The sequence below is a fragment of the Citrobacter sp. CK194 genome, assembly GCF_030333395.1.
Classification (GTDB): domain Bacteria; phylum Pseudomonadota; class Gammaproteobacteria; order Enterobacterales; family Enterobacteriaceae; genus Citrobacter_B; species Citrobacter_B koseri.
Map to the genome: position 1 here is coordinate 35,980 of NZ_JAOWGA010000017.1, position 16,933 is coordinate 52,912.

Genomic DNA, 16,933 nt, shown 5'->3' on the forward strand with positions numbered 1-16,933 from the left:
CACTAAAATTAGGTAAAACGTTTTATCTTCTCGTTCAAATAATTGACCACAGCCTTCTTTTTCACGAGGAGTCGTTAGATGACGACGAAGACAACACCAAAAATAACATTATGGGAATTTTTCCAGCAGTTGGGTAAAACGTTTATGCTGCCCGTGGCGCTGCTCTCTTTCTGCGGGATCATGCTGGGGATCGGCAGCTCGTTAAGCAGCCACGATGTCGTCACCCTGCTCCCGGCGCTGGGCAACCCGGTGCTACAGGCCATCTTTACCTGGATGAGTAAAGTCGGCTCGTTCGCTTTTAGCTTCCTCCCGGTGATGTTTTGTATCGCGATTCCGCTCGGTCTGGCGCGTGAAAACAAAGGCGTCGCCGCGTTTGCCGGTTTCGTCGGTTACGCCGTAATGAACCTTGCCGTGAACTTCTGGTTAACGGCGAAAGGCATTCTGCCGACGACTGACGCCGCCATTCTGAAAGCCAATAACGTACAGAATATCCTCGGGATTCAGTCTATCGACACGGGGATTCTGGGGGCGGTGATCGCCGGTATCGTTGTCTGGATGCTGCATGAGCGTTTCCACAATATTCGTCTGCCCGATGCGCTGGCTTTCTTTGGCGGTACGCGTTTCGTGCCGATCGTCTCTTCCGTAGTGATGGGACTGGTCGGGCTGGTCATTCCGCTGGTATGGCCTGTTTTTGCAATGGGCATCAGCGGTCTGGGCCACATTATCAATAGCGCGGGTGATTTCGGTCCGATGATCTTTGGTACGGGTGAGCGCCTGCTGCTGCCGTTCGGCCTGCACCACATTCTGGTCGCGTTAATTCGCTTTACCGAAGCGGGTGGTACGCAGGAAGTCTGCGGCCATAGCGTGAGCGGCGCGTTGACCATTTTCCAGGCGCAGCTGAGCTGCCCGACAACGCACGGCTTCTCTGAAAGTGCGACCCGCTTCCTGTCTCAGGGTAAAATGCCTGCCTTCCTCGGCGGCTTGCCGGGCGCTGCGTTGGCGATGTACCACTGCGCGCGTCCTGAAAATCGTCACAAAATTAAGGGGCTGCTGATTTCTGGCCTTATCGCCTGTGTCGTTGGCGGTACCACAGAGCCGCTGGAATTCCTGTTCCTGTTCGTCGCGCCTGTGCTGTATGTGATTCACGCCCTGCTGACAGGTCTGGGATTCACCATCATGGCGATCCTCGGCGTCACCATCGGCAACACCGACGGCAACATCATCGACTTTGTGGTATTCGGGATCCTGCACGGTCTGTCAACCAAGTGGTATCTGGTTCCGGTGGTCGCCGCCATCTGGTTCGCGGTGTACTACGTCATCTTCCGTTTCGCCATTACGCGCTTTAATCTGAAAACGCCGGGCCGCGATACCGAAATCGCCAGCAATATTGAAAAAGTCATGGCGGGCGCGCCAGGGAAATCAGGCTATAACGTCCCGGCGATTCTGGCCGCGCTTGGCGGCAGTGAAAATATTGTCAGCCTGGATAACTGCATTACCCGTCTGCGCCTGTCGGTGAAGGATATGTCGCTTGTGAATGTACAGGCGCTGAAGGACAATCGCGCTATCGGCGTAGTACAGCTGAATCAACATAACTTACAGGTGGTTATTGGCCCTCAGGTACAGTCCGTTAAGGATGAAATGGCAGGTCTGATGAACACGGTTGAGGCATAAGGACAACGATATGTTCGATTTTTCAAAGGTGGTGGATCGTCACGGTACGTGGTGTACGCAGTGGGATTATGTCGCCGATCGCTTTGGCGCCCCTGACCTGCTCCCGTTTACGATCTCGGATATGGATTTCGCTACCGCGCCGTGCATCCTGGAGGCCATCAACCAACGTCTGGCGCACGGCGTGCTGGGTTACAGCCGCTGGAAAAACGATGAGTTTTTAGGGGCGATCGCCCACTGGTTCGCAACCCGTCATCACTCCACGGTCGACCCGCAGTCGATCGTGTACGGCCCCTCCGTGATCTACATGGTATCGGAGCTGATCCGCCAGTGGTCATCCGTCGGTGAAGGGGTGGTGATTCACACCCCCGCTTACGATGCGTTCTATAACGCCATCGAAGGCAACCAGCGTACCGTTATGCCGGTTGCGCTACAGAAAAACGCGGACGGCTGGCACTGCGATATGGCCGCGCTGGAAGCGGTGCTCGCCCGGCCAGAGAGTAAAATTCTCCTGCTGTGCAGCCCGCAGAACCCTACCGGAAAGGTATGGACGCGCAATGAACTGGAGACGATGGCTGAGCTATGCCATCGTCACGGCGTGCGGGTCATCTCCGATGAAATCCACATGGATATGGTATGGGGCGCGCAGCCGCATATCCCCTGGAGCAATGTGGCGCGTGGTCGTTGGGCGCTGCTGACCTCCGGGTCAAAAAGCTTCAACATTCCGGCGCTGACCGGCGCCTACGGGCTCATCGGCGATGAGGAAAGCCGCAATCGTTACCTCAGCGTATTGAAGGGGCGTGACGGGCTGTCGTCACCCGCCGTTCTGGCGCTTAGCGCGCACATTGCCGCTTATCAACAGGGCGCGCCGTGGCTGGATGCCCTGCGCGAGTATCTTGCTGATAACCTGAATTATATCGCGCATGCGTTAAACACCGCGTTCCCGACGCTAAACTGGCAGGTTCCGCAATCGACCTATCTGGCCTGGATTGATCTGCGCGCACTGAATATTGACGACCACGCCTTACAGGATGCGCTGATTCATCAGCAGAAAGTGGCCATCATGCCCGGGTATACTTATGGCGAAGAAGGTCGCGGGTTTGTTCGTCTAAATGCCGGTTGTCCACGTTCGAAACTCGAAAAAGGCGTTAACAGCCTGATCAACGCGATCCGCGCTATACGCTGACAATGATTGCGCAATAAAATTATTTATTGCGCAACATAGATTTTACGCCTGTTTTATTTTTATAATGGCGAGCACTTTTATATTAAAAAAGAGTGCGACCATGATTGATACTTCCCTTCCGTTAACTGACGTTCATCGCCACCTTGATGGCAACATTCGTGCCCAAACTATTCTTGATCTTGGCCGCCAGTTCAATTTAGCCCTTCCGGCACAAACGCTTGACGCGCTCATTCCGCATGTGCAGATCACCTCAACGGAGCCTGACCTGGTCAGTTTTCTGGCAAAGCTCGACTGGGGCGTTAAAGTTCTGGCGTCGCTGGATGCCTGTCGTCGCGTGGCCTTTGAAAATATTGAAGATGCCGCCCGCAACGGCCTGCATTATGTCGAACTGCGTTTTTCTCCGGGTTATATGGCGATGACGCACCAGTTGCCTGTGGCAGGCGTGGTCGAAGCGGTCATCGCTGGCGTACGTGAAGGGTGCCAGACTTTTGGCGTTGAAGCTCGTCTGATCGGCATCATGAGCCGTACTTTCGGCGAGGCTGCCTGTCAGCAGGAACTGGAAGCGCTGCTGGCGCACCGCGATCATATTACCGCGCTTGACTTAGCGGGCGATGAACTTGGCTTCCCGGGCAGTCTGTTCCTCTCTCACTTTAACCGCGCGCGTGATGCGGGCTGGCATATTACCGTACATGCTGGCGAAGCAGCGGGACCGGAGAGCATCTGGCAGGCCATTCGCGAACTGGGTGCCGAGCGTATCGGTCATGGCGTGAAGGCCGTGGAAGATCGCGCGCTGATGGATTTTCTGGTCGAACAGCAAATCGGTATCGAATCCTGTCTGACGTCTAATATCCAGACCAGCACCGTTGCCTCGCTGGCTGCGCATCCGCTGAAAACGTTCCTTGAGCATGGCGTGCTGGCAAGTTTGAATACGGATGATCCCGCGGTACAGGGTGTGGATATTATTCACGAATACACGGTAGCGGCGCCGGCGGCAGGATTAACCCGCGAGCAGATTCGTCAGGCGCAGATCAATGGTCTGGAAATGGCGTTTTTAAGCGAAGCGGAAAAACGCGCATTGCGTGAGAAAGTCGCTGCGGTTTAAGCACGCAACGCCTGATGGCGCTGCGCTTATCAGGCCTGTAACGACACAACCGTAGGCCGGATAAGGCGTTTACGCCGCCATCCGGCAACACCTACGCCTGATGGCGCTGCGCTTATCAGGCCTACAACTGCACAACCGTAGGCCGGATAAGACGTTTACGCCGCCATCCGGCAACACCTACGCCTGATGGCGCTGCGCTTATCAGGCCTGCAACTGCACAACTGTAGGCCGGATAAGACGTTTACGCCGCCGTCCGGCAACACCCGGCGCCTGATGGCGCTGCGCTTATCAGGCCTACAACTACTCAACCGTAGGCCGGATAAGGCGTTTACGCCGCCATCCGGCAACACCCGGCGCCAGAAGAGTATACCGTTATCACGCGAGGCACAGCGTAGAGCGATGCTTCGCTGATTCAATCCCCAGCTCAATCAACTCCATAATCTGGATCGCCTGGCTCGCCGGAACCGGGTTTTCACCGTTGCCATTCAGCGCGTCACGGATGCCCGCATAATAAGCCGGATAATTACCCGGCACCGTCAACCAGGTCTCTTCCACACGGTCTTCGCCTTCCACGCGCGTCAACACGCCGTCACGCATGTCGTAACCCCAGTCTTCCTGCGGCAGTCGCTCACCGTTTTTCAACCGCTCCTCTTGTGGATCGAGGCCATATTTCACGTAACTGCCGCGCGAGCCATGCACGATATAACGTGCTGATTCTGCCGCCGCCAGCATCGTACCGTGCAGAATCACCCGACGCTGCGGGTAGGATAATATCGCGTGGAAATAATCCGTCGACTGCGCGCCAGGACGAAGCTGCGCCAGATCCACCGTCATGCTGACCGGCAAACCGAACAGATTGATCGCCTGATCCAGCAGATGCGGCGCCAGATCGTACCAGATACCGCTGCCAGGGCCGCCCTGTTCGCGCCAGCGATCGCGGACCTGCGGGCGGAAACGGTCGAAATGGGATTCAAAGTAAGCCACTTCCCCCAGAACGCCATCGGCCAGTAATCCTTTCAGCGTCAGGAAATCACTGTCCCAACGGCGGTTATGGAACACAGAAAGCACGCGTCCCAGGCTGCGCGCCAGGGCGTCGAGCTCACGGGCTTGTGACAGTGTCACGGTAAAGGGTTTATCCACAACCACATGTTTTCCCGCTTCAAGCGCGGCTTTCGCCAGCGGAAAATGGGTGTCGTTGGGCGTAGGAATGACGATAAGGTCGATATTCGGATCGTTAAAAAGATGCTTAGGCTCTGAGACAACCGCCACAGAAGGCCAGTCCGCCTTCACTTTTGTTTCATCACTACTGGAAACCGCCGCCAGTTCCAGACCCGGCGTCCCCACGATTAAGGGCGCATGGAAAGTCTTGCTGGCATAACCATAACCAATTAGCCCTACCCGGATGTTGTCACTCATGTCTTTGCCTCTCATGTCAGAACGGAGTCATTTCACACTATCCCTTAACCACTCACAATAGTTTAATAACCGCCAGGTTATAAAGGTTGTTGCTTAACTTAAGTCAAACACCAGTGACTTTGGGCTCTCCTGCTGCGAAAAAGTCGCTGAAATCGTTCCCGACACCCTTGCCGTCTTATTTATTGATGAGTAACATTTGCATCCTGTGTTTATGGATAAATCAAAGCAAAAAAATGTCGTCAGTAATGAATCGCCTTATTGAATTAACCGGTTGGATTGTTCTCGTTGTCTCAGTGATCCTCTTAGGCGTCGCCAGCCATATCGATAATTACCAGCCCCCTGAACCGACGGCCTCCGTTCAGAAAAAATAAGCGTGTCCTGGCCAGTTGCGGCATAGCGGCATATCGTCAGAAATGGTTTCGGTTTACAGCCAGAAAAATCAGGAAAAGATGAAAAGCGGCAAAAAAAGCGAAATATGCCGTCTGCTGGCCGCACGCTTATTGCCAGTTGTCATGAAGCGCGTTACCCTTCCGGCAGGTGCTCTGCTCGCCTGATTCATGACACGTAAGAATACGCTTATTTACCCTTGCGCGCCGATTATTCTTTTCGGTGTCGTTTTGTTTATTTTTATATTCACTACTCCGTTGGTGTTATTTGTTTAATATGGATCGCTATTTATGACAGTTCTGGATTATTTATTAAAATTCCGCAAAATCAGTTCGCTTGAGAGCCTGGAAAAACTGTTTGATCACCTTAACTACACCCTCTCTGACGATCGGGAGATCATCAATATGTATCGCGCAGCAGATCATCGTCGCGCGGAGCTGGTCTCGGGCGGTCGTCTGTATGATGTCGGTCAGGTGCCAAAATCAGTCTGGCATTACGTACAATAAAGAAAGTAGCGATCGGCGTTAAAAGCTTTATAATACTGGCCCCAAAATGAAATAGTCTGCCTGTTCGCGCTGGCAAATCTGGAGAAGATATGACCACAACACCGGCACAACGCATCGGGGGCTGGTTGCTTGGCCCACTGGCCTGGCTGTTAGTCGCGTTGCTGAGCGCCTCGCTCGCGTTATTGCTCTATGCTACTGCGCTGGCTACGCCGCAGACATTCCATATGCTCAGTGAGCAAAGTACCGGCAACCTGTTGTTGTGGGGCGTTTCGTTTATTACCGCCATCGCAATGTGGTATTACACCTTATGGTTGACCATCGCCTTCTTCAAGCGCCGCCACTGCGTGCCTAAACATTATATTATCTGGCTGCTGGTGTCGGTCTTGCTGGCAATTAAAGCCTTTGCCTTTTCGCCAGTCTCAGACGCGTTTGCGGTTCGCCAGCTGTTGTTCCCGTTACTGGCGGCCGCGCTGATCGTACCCTATTTCAAACGCTCGGCGCGCGTTAAAGCAACGTTTGTGAACCCGTAATACCCTTACAGTTAACCTGTTGTCGCCTGCTGTAGATTGACAGATAATAGGCGGCTTTTTTATTTCAGGCCGAAAAATGACTGATTACCTGCTGCTCTTTGTCGGAACTGTACTGGTCAATAACTTTGTACTGGTCAAGTTTCTGGGTCTCTGCCCGTTTATGGGGGTTTCCAAAAAGCTGGAAACCGCAATGGGTATGGGGCTCGCCACCACGTTTGTGATGACGCTGGCGTCTATCTGCGCCTGGCTGATTGACACCTGGATTTTGATTCCGCTCGATCTCATCTACCTGCGAACGCTGGCGTTTATTCTGGTCATCGCGGTGGTAGTGCAATTTACTGAGATGGTGGTGCGTAAAACCAGTCCGGCATTGTACCGTCTGCTGGGGATCTTCCTGCCGCTCATCACCACCAACTGCGCGGTGCTTGGCGTGGCGCTGTTGAACATTAACCTCGGTCATAATTTTTTGCAGTCGGCGTTGTACGGTTTTTCCGCCGCCGTCGGCTTCTCTCTGGTGATGGTGCTGTTCGCGGCGATTCGCGAGCGCCTCGCCGTGGCAGACGTCCCTGCCCCTTTTCGCGGTAACGCGATTGCGCTGATTACCGCAGGTTTAATGTCTCTGGCCTTTATGGGCTTTAGTGGTTTGGTGAAGTTGTAATGAATGCTATCTGGATTGCCGTAGTCGCCGTGAGCCTGCTGGGCCTGGCATTCGGCGCCATCCTGGGGTACGCCTCCCGCCGGTTTGCCGTGGAAGACGATCCCGTTGTCGAAAAAATCGACGAAATTTTACCGCAGAGCCAGTGTGGGCAGTGCGGCTATCCTGGCTGCCGCCCTTATGCTGAAGCCATCGGTAGTCAGGGTGAAAAAATTAACCGCTGTGCGCCGGGCGGCGAAGCGGTGATGTTGAAAATCGCAACGTTACTGAACGTCGATCCGCAACCTATCGATGGTGATGAACAAGAAGTTGCGCCAGTGCGTATGCTGGCGGTCATTGATGAAAACAATTGCATCGGCTGCACTAAATGTATTCAGGCATGCCCGGTGGATGCCATTGTGGGCGCCACGCGCGCGATGCATACGGTCATGAGCGATCTCTGCACTGGCTGTAATCTGTGCGTTGACCCGTGCCCGACGCAATGCATTGAATTACGCCCGGTAGCGGAAACACCTGACAGTTGGAAGTGGGATTTGAACACCATCCCCGTTCGTATCATTCCCGTGGAACAACATGCTTAAGTTATTCTCTGCATTCAGAAAAGATAAAATCTGGGATTTCGATGGCGGCATTCATCCGCCGGAAATGAAAACCCAGTCAAACGGTACGCCTCTGCGACAGGTTCCACTGGCGCCGCGCTTTATCATTCCTCTTAAGCAGCATATTGGCGCTGAGGGAGAGCTGTGCGTTAACGTGGGCGATCGCGTCCTGCGAGGCCAGCCGCTGACCCGAGGTCGCGGCCGCATGCTGCCCGTCCATGCGCCGACGTCCGGGAAGGTTATCGCGATTGCGCCCCACTCTACCGCGCACCCGTCAGCCCTGGCTGAGCTTAGCGTGATGATTGATGCCGATGGCGAAGATCGCTGGATCGAACGCGACGGTTGGGCGGATTATCAGCGCCGCAGCTGCGGAGAGCTAATTACCCGGATTCACCAGTTCGGCGTTGCCGGGCTCGGCGGCGCGGGGTTCCCGACCGGCGTCAAATTACAGGGCGGCGGCGATAAGATTGAAACACTGATCATCAACGCGGCGGAGTGTGAACCCTATATCACCGCTGATGACCGCTTAATGCAGGATTGCGCCGCGCAGGTGGTGGAAGGCATCCGTATCCTTGCCCATATTCTGCAACCGCGTGAGGTCCTGATAGGCATCGAAGATAACAAGCCGCAGGCCATTTCAATGCTGCGTGCCGTTCTGGCCGATGCGCATGATATCGCGTTACGCGTTATCCCAACGAAATACCCTTCCGGCGGCGCAAAACAACTTACCCAGATCCTGACCGGGAAACAGGTTCCGCACGGTGGCCGCTCTTCTGATATCGGCGTGCTGATGCAAAACGTTGGTACGGCTTATGCCGTCAAACGCGCAGTGATTGACGGGGAACCGATCACCGAGCGCGTTGTGACCTTGACCGGAGAGTCCGTCAGCCGTCCCGGTAACGTCTGGGCCAGGCTGGGGACGCCTGTCAGCCACCTGCTTAATGATGCGGGCTTCTGTTCTTCAGCCGATCAAATGGTGATTATGGGCGGCCCGCTGATGGGCTTTACCCTGCCCTGGCTTGATGTTCCCGTTGTGAAGATCACTAACTGCCTTCTCGCGCCTTCCGCTACGGAAATGGGCGAAACGCCGGAAGAGCAAGGTTGTATCCGCTGTAGCGCCTGTGCCGATGCCTGTCCCGCCGATTTGTTGCCCCAGCAGTTGTACTGGTTCAGCAAAGGCCAACAGCACGATAAAGCCACCGCGCATAACATTGCCGACTGCATTGAGTGCGGCGCTTGCGCCTGGGTATGCCCCAGCAGCATTCCGCTTGTGCAGTATTTCCGTCAGGAAAAAGCGGAGATTTACGCGATCGCGCAAGAAGAAAAACGCGCGGCTGAAGCGAAAGCGCGTTTTGAGGCCAGACAGGCGCGACTGGAGCGTGAGAAAGCCGCACGCCTTGAGCGCCATAAAAATGCGGCCGCACAACCTGCGGCAAAAGATCAGGATGCCATCGCCGCAGCGCTGGCGCGCGTAAAAGAGAAACAGGCACAGGCGACTCAGCCTGTTGTCATCAACGCGGGAGAGAAGCCGGATAACAGCGCGGTTATTGCTGCCCGTGAAGCGCGTAAAGCGCAGGCGCGCGCCAGACAGGCGGAGAACGCCGCTGCGGAACCCGCCGAGCCGGTCGACCCGCGCAAAGCCGCTGTCGAAGCGGCAATCGCCCGCGCCAAAGCGCGCAAGCAGGAACAGCAGGCCGCTGCGGAACCTACCGAACCGGTCGACCCGCGTAAAGCTGCCGTCGAAGCGGCAATCGCCCGCGCCAAAGCGCGTAAGCAGGAACAGCAGGCCGCTGCGGAACCCGCCGAACCGGTCGACCCGCGCAAAGCCGCTGTCGAAGCAGCAATTGCCCGCGCCAAAGCGCGTAAGCAGGAACAGCAGGCCGCTGCGGAACCCGCCGAACCGGTCGACCCGCGTAAAGCCGCCGTCGCAGCGGCGATTGCCCGCGTTCAGGCAAAAAAAGCAGCACAGCAGCAGGTTGTTAACGAGGAATAAATGGTATTCAGAATCGCAAGCTCGCCTTATACCCATAACCAGCGCCAGACATCGCGTATCATGATGCTGGTGTTAATCGCCGCGCTGCCGGGGATTGCCACCCAGCTATGGTTTTTCGGTTGGGGCACATTGTTCCAGATTATACTGGCCGCAGTCAGCGCGCTGGCCGCAGAAGCCGCCGTGCTTCAACTGCGTAAACAGCCGATCGCCGCTATCTTAAAAGACAATTCAGCATTGCTGACCGGTTTACTGCTCGCTGTGAGCATACCGCCTCTCGCCCCGTGGTGGATGGTGGTATTGGGCACCGTATTTGCCGTCATTATCGCCAAGCAGCTTTACGGCGGTCTGGGGCAAAACCCATTCAACCCAGCGATGATTGGTTATGTCGTTCTGTTGATTTCATTCCCGGTACAGATGACAAGCTGGCTCCCGCCGCATGACATCGCCGCAACGGCGCCAGGCCTTCTGGATGCGTTGCAGGTCATCTTCACCGGACACACCGCCAGCGGTGGCGACATGAATACGTTACGCATGGGCATTGACGGCATCAGCCAGGCTACGCCGCTCGATACGTTCAAAACCTCGTTACATGCCGGGCACGCTGTTGAACAGATTATGCAGTACCCCATCTACAGCGGCATGCTGGCCGGTGCGGGCTGGCAGTGGGTAAACATCGCCTGGCTTATTGGCGGCGTGTGGCTGCTCTGGCAAAAAGCGATCCGCTGGCACATTCCGGTCAGCTTTTTAGTGACGCTGGCTGTCTGCTCCACTCTGGGATGGGCATTCGCCGGGGATTCACTGGCGTCTCCGCAGTTGCATCTGCTCTCTGGCGCGACAATGCTGGGCGCGTTCTTTATTCTGACCGATCCTGTCACCGCCTCGACAACCAATCGTGGTCGTCTGATTTTTGGCGCGCTGGCGGGTTTGTTAGTGTGGTTGATTCGCAGTTTCGGGGGATACCCGGACGGTGTGGCGTTCGCCGTACTGTTGGCGAATATCACGGTGCCTTTGATTGATTACTACACCCGACCTCGCGTCTACGGGCATCGCTAAGGACACCCCATGCTGAAAACGATTCGTAAACACGGTATCACGCTGGCGCTGTTTGCCGCAGGCTCGACGGGACTGACGGCGGCCATTAACCTGGTCACTAAATCGACGATTGCCGAGCAGGCGGTTCTCCAGCAAAAAGCGTTATTTGATCAGGTTCTGCCTGCCGATCGCTACAATAATACCTTGCAGGACAGCTGCTTTCTGGTGAATGCTCCGGCGCTGGGCAAAGGTACGCACCGCATCTATATCGCCCGTCAGGACGATAAGCCCGTCGCCGCCATTCTTGAAGCCACGGCGCCGGACGGCTATTCTGGCGCCATACAGCTCCTGGTTGGCGCTGATTTCAGCGGTACAGTGCTGGGTACACGCGTGACAGAACATCATGAGACGCCTGGCCTGGGCGATAAAATTGAGCTGCGCTTATCCGACTGGATCACCCACTTCAGCGGGAAGACGATCGGCGCTGAGAACGATGCTCACTGGGCCGTGAAAAAAGACGGCGGTGATTTTGACCAGTTTACCGGCGCAACCATTACCCCTCGGGCAGTGGTCAACGCGGTGAAACGTGCGGGCCTGTACGCGCAGACCTTACCGGCGCAACTTCCTCAACTTACCGCCTGTGGAGAATAAACCATGAGCGAAATTAAAGACGTTATCGTTCAGGGCTTGTGGAAAAACAACTCAGCGCTTGTACAGCTGCTTGGTATGTGCCCGCTACTGGCAGTGACCTCCACCGCCACGAACGCATTAGGCCTCGGCCTCGCCACCACGCTGGTGTTGACGCTGACCAACCTGACAATTTCCGCCCTGCGCCGCTGGACGCCAGCGGAAATCCGCATCCCAATCTACGTAATGATCATCGCGTCCGTGGTCAGTGCAGTACAGATGCTAATCAACGCTTATGCCTTCGGTTTGTATCAGTCGCTGGGGATCTTCATTCCGCTGATTGTGACCAACTGCATCGTTGTGGGGCGCGCAGAGGCTTTTGCCGCGAAAAAAGGCCCGGCGCTGTCCGCGCTGGACGGTTTTTCCATTGGCATGGGAGCGACCGGCGCCATGTTTGTCCTCGGCTCCATGCGTGAAATCATCGGCAATGGCACGTTGTTTGATGGCGCTGACGGTCTGCTGGGCGACTGGGCGAAAGTGCTGCGCGTGGAGATTTTTCATACCGACTCGCCTTTCCTGCTGGCGATGCTGCCGCCCGGCGCTTTTATTGGCCTGGGGCTGATGCTGGCCGTGAAGTACCTTATTGACGAGAAAATGAAAAAACGCCGCGCCGAAGCCGTTGCCGCGGAGCTTCCGTCAGGTGAAACAGGGAATGTGTGATGAACAAAACAAAACGACTGGAAATATTAACGCGCCTGCGTGACAACAATCCGCACCCCACAACGGAGTTAAATTTCACCTCGCCGTTTGAGTTACTCATCGCCGTATTGCTGTCAGCACAGGCCACGGACGTCAGCGTGAATAAAGCGACCGCAAAGCTTTATCCCGTCGCCAATACCCCGGCGGCCATGCTGGAGCTTGGCGTCGAGGGCGTAAAGTCGTATATCAAGACTATCGGCCTGTTCAACAGCAAAGCGGAGAATGTGATTAAGACCTGCCGGATGTTGCTTGAACTGCACAATGGCGAGGTTCCAGAGGATCGGGCGGCTCTGGAAGCGCTGCCCGGCGTCGGGCGTAAAACAGCCAACGTGGTGCTCAATACCGCATTTGGCTGGCCAACTATCGCCGTCGATACGCATATTTTCCGCGTCTGTAACCGGACACAGTTCGCCCCCGGTAAAAACGTCGAGCAGGTGGAAGAAAAACTGCTCAAGGTCGTTCCAGCGGAATTTAAAGTCGATTGCCACCACTGGTTAATTCTGCATGGCCGCTACACCTGCATTGCCCGTAAACCACGCTGCGGCTCCTGCATTATTGAAGATCTTTGCGAATACAAAGAGAAAGTCGATATCTGATGCGCCAGGGGCGACGCCGTACGCCCCGACGCATAACAATTTGTTATCCACTTCGGCTCACCTGTTTACCCGACTATGATACCGGCCCGCTTCGCTTTCTTAATGCAATGTTCTTTTGATTTAACACTTCACCAGGTTAATCGTTTTTTTAGAAACTGAAATTTCTATCTATACGTGATCCAGATCACGTTGATAACTTCGTGTAAAATTTTTTATCAAATACGGTTAAAATTACAACCAGATGACCTGATGATGCCTTTTCAATACAAAACATTACACTGGCTATTTTTCAGATAATGGCCTATATCACTACTTTAAACCTAAAATAGCAGAACATATCGCCACCATCCGCTTTATCGCCCCTCCCTGTAGTGTAAAAAACTGCCATTTTACAAATGAAGAAATTTAACGCTACATAACATTTCTCAGTCCCGATGATTCCACCATGCAAGATATATGTAACAGAGTATTACAAACCCCTTGTATGGAAGGGAAAGATAGTGAACATTACTTGCCGTTTCCCCTCCCACTATAACAATCGGACGGATGAACTTGACTCATCACGCGCCAGAACACCCCCGTTAATATGGGATGTAAAAAAAGAGGTAAAAGTGTCTACTGCAAACAATAAACCAACTGAAAGCGTCAGTTTGAACGCTTTCAAACAACCGAAATCGTTCTATCTCATTTTCTCTATTGAGTTATGGGAGCGTTTTGGTTATTACGGCCTGCAAGGAATTATGGCCGTCTACCTGGTTAAACAACTGGGTATGTCAGAAGCGGATTCCATCACCCTTTTCTCTTCCTTTAGCGCCCTGGTGTATGGTCTGGTCGCCATTGGCGGCTGGTTAGGGGATAAAGTTCTGGGCACCAAACGCGTCATTCTGCTGGGTGCTATCGTACTGGCGATTGGTTATGGCCTGGTCGCCTGGTCCGGTCATGATGTTGCGATCGTCTATATGGGTATGGCGACCATCGCCGTAGGTAACGGTCTGTTCAAAGCGAACCCGTCTTCTCTGCTGTCGACCTGCTATGCCAAAGATGACCCGCGTCTGGACGGTGCATTCACCATGTACTACATGTCCATCAACATCGGTTCCTTCTTCTCTATGCTGGCGACGCCGTGGCTTGCCGCAAAATTCGGCTGGAGCGTGGCGTTTGCCCTGAGCTTCGTCGGTATGCTCATCACGGTGGTTAACTTCCTGTTCTGCCGCAGTTGGGTTAAAGATTACGGCTCAAAACCAGACTTCGAAGCGGTACATTTCGGTAAATTGCTGGCGACTATCGCAGGCGTTATCGTGCTGATCGCTATCGCGACCTGGCTGCTGCACAACCAGGGCATTGCACGTATGGTTCTGGGCGTGATCGCTCTGGGTATCGTGATTATCTTTGGTAAAGAAGCGTTCGCGATGCAGGGCGCGGCACGTCGTAAAATGATCGTCGCATTCATCCTGATGCTGGAAGCGATTATCTTCTTTGTGCTGTACAGCCAGATGCCGACGTCACTGAACTTCTTCGCAATCCGTAACGTTGAACACACTATCCTCGGTATCGCGGTTGAACCGGAGCAGTATCAGGCGCTGAACCCGTTCTGGATCATCATTGGTAGCCCGATTCTGGCGGCCATCTATAACAAGATGGGTGATACGCTGCCGATGCCGACCAAATTCGCTATCGGTATGGTTCTGTGCTCTGGCGCGTTCCTCGTTCTGCCGCTGGGCGCGAAATTCGCTACAGATGCAGGCATTGTGTCTGTTAACTGGCTCATCCTCAGCTACGGTCTGCAAAGTATCGGTGAACTGATGATCTCCGGTCTGGGTCTGGCAATGGTTGCCCAACTGGTTCCGCAGCGTCTGATGGGCTTCATCATGGGTAGCTGGTTCCTGACTACGGCGGGCGCCAACCTGATTGGTGGCTACGTGGCTGGCATGATGGCGGTGCCGGAAAACGTTACTGACCCGCTGATGTCTCTGGAAGTTTACGGTCGCGTATTCCTGCAAATCGGTGTCGCCACTGCGGTTATCGCCGCGCTGATGCTTATCACCGCGCCGAAACTGAATCGTATGACTCAGGATGATGAAGAAAACGCGAAGGCAGCCAAAACCGCTACCGCGTAATTTTCAGGGAAACTGATATTCAGGCCGCTAACGTGCGTTAGCGGCTTTTTTTTTGCCTGATGCCGCACTACCATACGTTAAACCTCAGCAAAAAGGAGTTACCGATGAAACTGTTCTACAAACCGGGCGCCTGTTCTCTTGCTTCTCACATCACCCTGCGGGAAAGCGGTATTGATTTCACGCTGGATGGCGTTGATCTGGCGAAAAAGCGTCTGGAAAACGGCGATGATTATTTCGCGGTAAACCCAAAAGGACAGGTTCCGGCTCTGCTGCTGGACGATGGCACCTTACTGACCGAAGGCGTTGCGATTATGCAATATCTGGCGGATAGCGTGCCCGATCGTCAGCTGTTGGCACCGACAGGCACCATCTCCCGCTACAAAACGCTGGAATGGCTCAACTATATTGCCACGGAGCTACACAAAGGTTTTACGCCACTCTTCCGCCCGGATACGCCAGAGGAATATAAACCGATTGTCCGTGCACAGCTGGAGAAAAAATTGCGCTATGTGAATGACGCGCTCCAGGAAGGCCAGTGTCTTTGCGGCCAGCGTTTCACGATCGCAGATGCCTACCTTTTTACCGTGTTGCGTTGGGCGAAAGCAGTGAAGCTGAATATGGAAGGATTAAGCCATATCGACGTTTATATGGCGCGGGTCGCTGAACGCCCCTGCGTGGCGGCGGCGCTGAAGGCGGAAGGTTTGAATTAATGGTTGTTGCGCCGGATGGCGGCTGCGCCTTATCCGGCCTGTAAAACAGCCCGTAGGCCCGGTAAGCGTTAGCGCCACCGGGCGCTTTGCCGGATGGCAGCTACGCCTTATCCGGCCTGTAAAACACCCCGTAGGCCCGGTAAGCGTTAGCGCCACCTGGCGTTTCGGTAAAACTCACAGCTGCGTCGCGCTGAAATAGTGTTCAGGTTTAGCAATGCGATCCTGCGCGGCCACCACCTGCAACTCGTATTCCTGCATATTTTTCGTGGCGATCATAATTTCATATACCGCCGCAGTAACGTGTTCAAGCGCTTGCTGCAACGTTGCGCCCTGCAACAGTTTTACCAGCAACAAACCGCTGGTCACATCCCCGACACCCACCGGCTGACGCATCCCGAAATCAACAAGCGGACGGCTAATATGCCAGGCTTCATCCGCCGTCACCAGCAACATCTCAAAGCGGTCGGGGCTGTATCCTGCCCGGGCAAGATGTTTAACCAGCACGACTTGCGGCCCTTCCACAATCAGTTCCCTGGCAGCCAGTACAGCTTCATTAACATTATTGACCGCATGTTCACAGAGAATTTCCAGCTCCACCAGATTGGGCGCGATAATGTCGCTGGCCGGGAGCGCATGGCGAACGTGGAACTCAGCGACGCCAGGCGCCACGATGCACCCTTTTTCAGGATGCCCCATGACCGGATCGCAGAAATATTTCGCCTGTGGATTCGCCGCTTTTACTTTACGAACAATCCCCAGAATATGCTCACCCTGCTCTGCGGAACCCAGATAGCCGCTAAGAACCGCATCGCACGTCTGAAGTTTATCGATATCCGCAATACCCTGAACAATTTCAGTCAAATGTTCGGGCGGCATAACACACCCTGTCCATTTGCCATACTGCGTGTGGTTAGAAAACTGAACGGTGTTGAGCGGCCAGACATTCGCGCCAAGACGGCGCATCGGAAATTCAGCAGCACTGTTGCCCGCATGGCCGAACACAACATGCGACTGGATGGCGAGGATATTCTTCATGTTTACCATAACCCT

17 protein-coding genes are annotated in these 16,933 nt (G+C 54.6%); 15 read left to right on the plus strand and 2 right to left on the minus strand.

Annotation, left to right across the window (positions count from 1 at the left end):
* Positions 1 to 78 precede the first annotated feature (78 nt).
* From malX to add, 3 genes are all read left to right on the plus strand, one after another.
* Positions 79 to 1,671 (plus strand): maltose/glucose-specific PTS transporter subunit IIBC, encoded by a 1,593-nt coding sequence (gene malX, locus OGX80_RS08490; RefSeq protein ID WP_012132501.1) that lies wholly within the window; start codon positions 79 to 81, stop codon positions 1,669 to 1,671.
* Positions 1,672 to 1,681: 10 nt separating this feature from the next.
* Positions 1,682 to 2,854: a MalY/PatB family protein gene (locus OGX80_RS08495; RefSeq protein WP_115181673.1), complete on the plus strand. Its 1,173-nt coding sequence runs from the start codon at positions 1,682 to 1,684 to the stop codon at positions 2,852 to 2,854.
* 100 nt (positions 2,855 to 2,954) lie between these two features.
* Positions 2,955 to 3,956, plus strand: coding sequence for an adenosine deaminase (add, locus tag OGX80_RS08500; protein WP_115181674.1), 1,002 nt, complete (start codon positions 2,955 to 2,957; stop codon positions 3,954 to 3,956).
* Between the two features lie 375 nt (positions 3,957 to 4,331).
* Here add and OGX80_RS08505 read toward each other — a convergent pair whose 3' ends face one another.
* Positions 4,332 to 5,372, minus strand: coding sequence for an oxidoreductase (locus tag OGX80_RS08505; RefSeq protein ID WP_024130359.1), 1,041 nt, complete (start codon positions 5,370 to 5,372; stop codon positions 4,332 to 4,334).
* A 245-nt stretch (positions 5,373 to 5,617) separates the two neighbouring features.
* Here OGX80_RS08505 and blr point away from each other — a divergent pair, with 245 nt between their 5' ends.
* The 12 genes from blr to gstA all read left to right on the plus strand — a co-directional run bounded on the left by blr (position 5,618) and on the right by gstA (position 15,883).
* Positions 5,618 to 5,743 (plus strand): division septum protein Blr, encoded by a 126-nt coding sequence (gene blr, locus OGX80_RS08510; RefSeq protein ID WP_048902389.1) that lies wholly within the window; start codon positions 5,618 to 5,620, stop codon positions 5,741 to 5,743.
* Positions 5,744 to 6,049: 306 nt separating this feature from the next.
* Positions 6,050 to 6,265, plus strand: a complete 216-nt coding sequence (ydgT, locus tag OGX80_RS08515) for a transcription modulator YdgT (RefSeq protein ID WP_115181676.1) — start codon at positions 6,050 to 6,052, stop codon at positions 6,263 to 6,265.
* Positions 6,266 to 6,354: 89 nt separating this feature from the next.
* Positions 6,355 to 6,795: a DUF2569 domain-containing protein gene (locus OGX80_RS08520; protein ID WP_012132511.1), complete on the plus strand. Its 441-nt coding sequence runs from the start codon at positions 6,355 to 6,357 to the stop codon at positions 6,793 to 6,795.
* A gap of 76 nt (positions 6,796 to 6,871) precedes the next feature.
* Entirely contained in the window at positions 6,872 to 7,453 is a 582-nt protein-coding gene (rsxA, locus tag OGX80_RS08525) for an electron transport complex subunit RsxA (RefSeq protein ID WP_005121199.1), read from the plus strand.
* Positions 7,453 to 8,031 carry an electron transport complex subunit RsxB gene (gene rsxB / locus OGX80_RS08530; protein WP_012132512.1) on the plus strand — a complete coding sequence of 193 codons (579 nt, stop codon included), beginning with the start codon at positions 7,453 to 7,455 and terminating at the stop codon, positions 8,029 to 8,031. The genes rsxA and rsxB overlap by 1 nt, the downstream gene beginning before the upstream one ends.
* Positions 8,024 to 10,042 (plus strand): electron transport complex subunit RsxC, encoded by a 2,019-nt coding sequence (gene rsxC, locus OGX80_RS08535; RefSeq protein ID WP_286471166.1) that lies wholly within the window; start codon positions 8,024 to 8,026, stop codon positions 10,040 to 10,042. The genes rsxB and rsxC overlap by 8 nt, the downstream gene beginning before the upstream one ends.
* The gene (gene rsxD / locus OGX80_RS08540; RefSeq protein ID WP_012132514.1) at positions 10,043 to 11,095 is read left to right on the plus strand and encodes an electron transport complex subunit RsxD; all 1,053 of its coding nucleotides are present in this window, start codon (positions 10,043 to 10,045) and stop codon (positions 11,093 to 11,095) included.
* A gap of 9 nt (positions 11,096 to 11,104) precedes the next feature.
* Positions 11,105 to 11,725 carry an electron transport complex subunit RsxG gene (gene rsxG, locus OGX80_RS08545; RefSeq protein WP_012132515.1) on the plus strand — a complete coding sequence of 207 codons (621 nt, stop codon included), beginning with the start codon at positions 11,105 to 11,107 and terminating at the stop codon, positions 11,723 to 11,725.
* Between the two features lie 3 nt (positions 11,726 to 11,728).
* Positions 11,729 to 12,421: an electron transport complex subunit E gene (locus OGX80_RS08550; RefSeq protein ID WP_012132516.1), complete on the plus strand. Its 693-nt coding sequence runs from the start codon at positions 11,729 to 11,731 to the stop codon at positions 12,419 to 12,421.
* Positions 12,421 to 13,056, plus strand: a complete 636-nt coding sequence (nth, locus tag OGX80_RS08555) for an endonuclease III (protein WP_049008478.1) — start codon at positions 12,421 to 12,423, stop codon at positions 13,054 to 13,056. Before OGX80_RS08550 ends, nth begins: the two co-directional genes overlap by 1 nt.
* A 611-nt stretch (positions 13,057 to 13,667) precedes the next feature.
* The gene (gene dtpA, locus OGX80_RS08560) at positions 13,668 to 15,173 is read left to right on the plus strand and encodes a dipeptide/tripeptide permease DtpA (RefSeq protein WP_047457245.1); all 1,506 of its coding nucleotides are present in this window, start codon (positions 13,668 to 13,670) and stop codon (positions 15,171 to 15,173) included.
* 104 nt (positions 15,174 to 15,277) lie between these two features.
* Positions 15,278 to 15,883: a glutathione transferase GstA gene (gstA, locus tag OGX80_RS08565; protein ID WP_104868707.1), complete on the plus strand. Its 606-nt coding sequence runs from the start codon at positions 15,278 to 15,280 to the stop codon at positions 15,881 to 15,883.
* A 174-nt stretch (positions 15,884 to 16,057) separates the two neighbouring features.
* Here the strand turns inward: gstA and pdxY are convergent, their stop codons facing one another.
* The gene (gene pdxY / locus OGX80_RS08570; RefSeq protein ID WP_130028397.1) at positions 16,058 to 16,918 is read right to left on the minus strand and encodes a pyridoxal kinase PdxY; all 861 of its coding nucleotides are present in this window, start codon (positions 16,916 to 16,918) and stop codon (positions 16,058 to 16,060) included.
* Positions 16,919 to 16,933 lie beyond the last annotated feature (15 nt).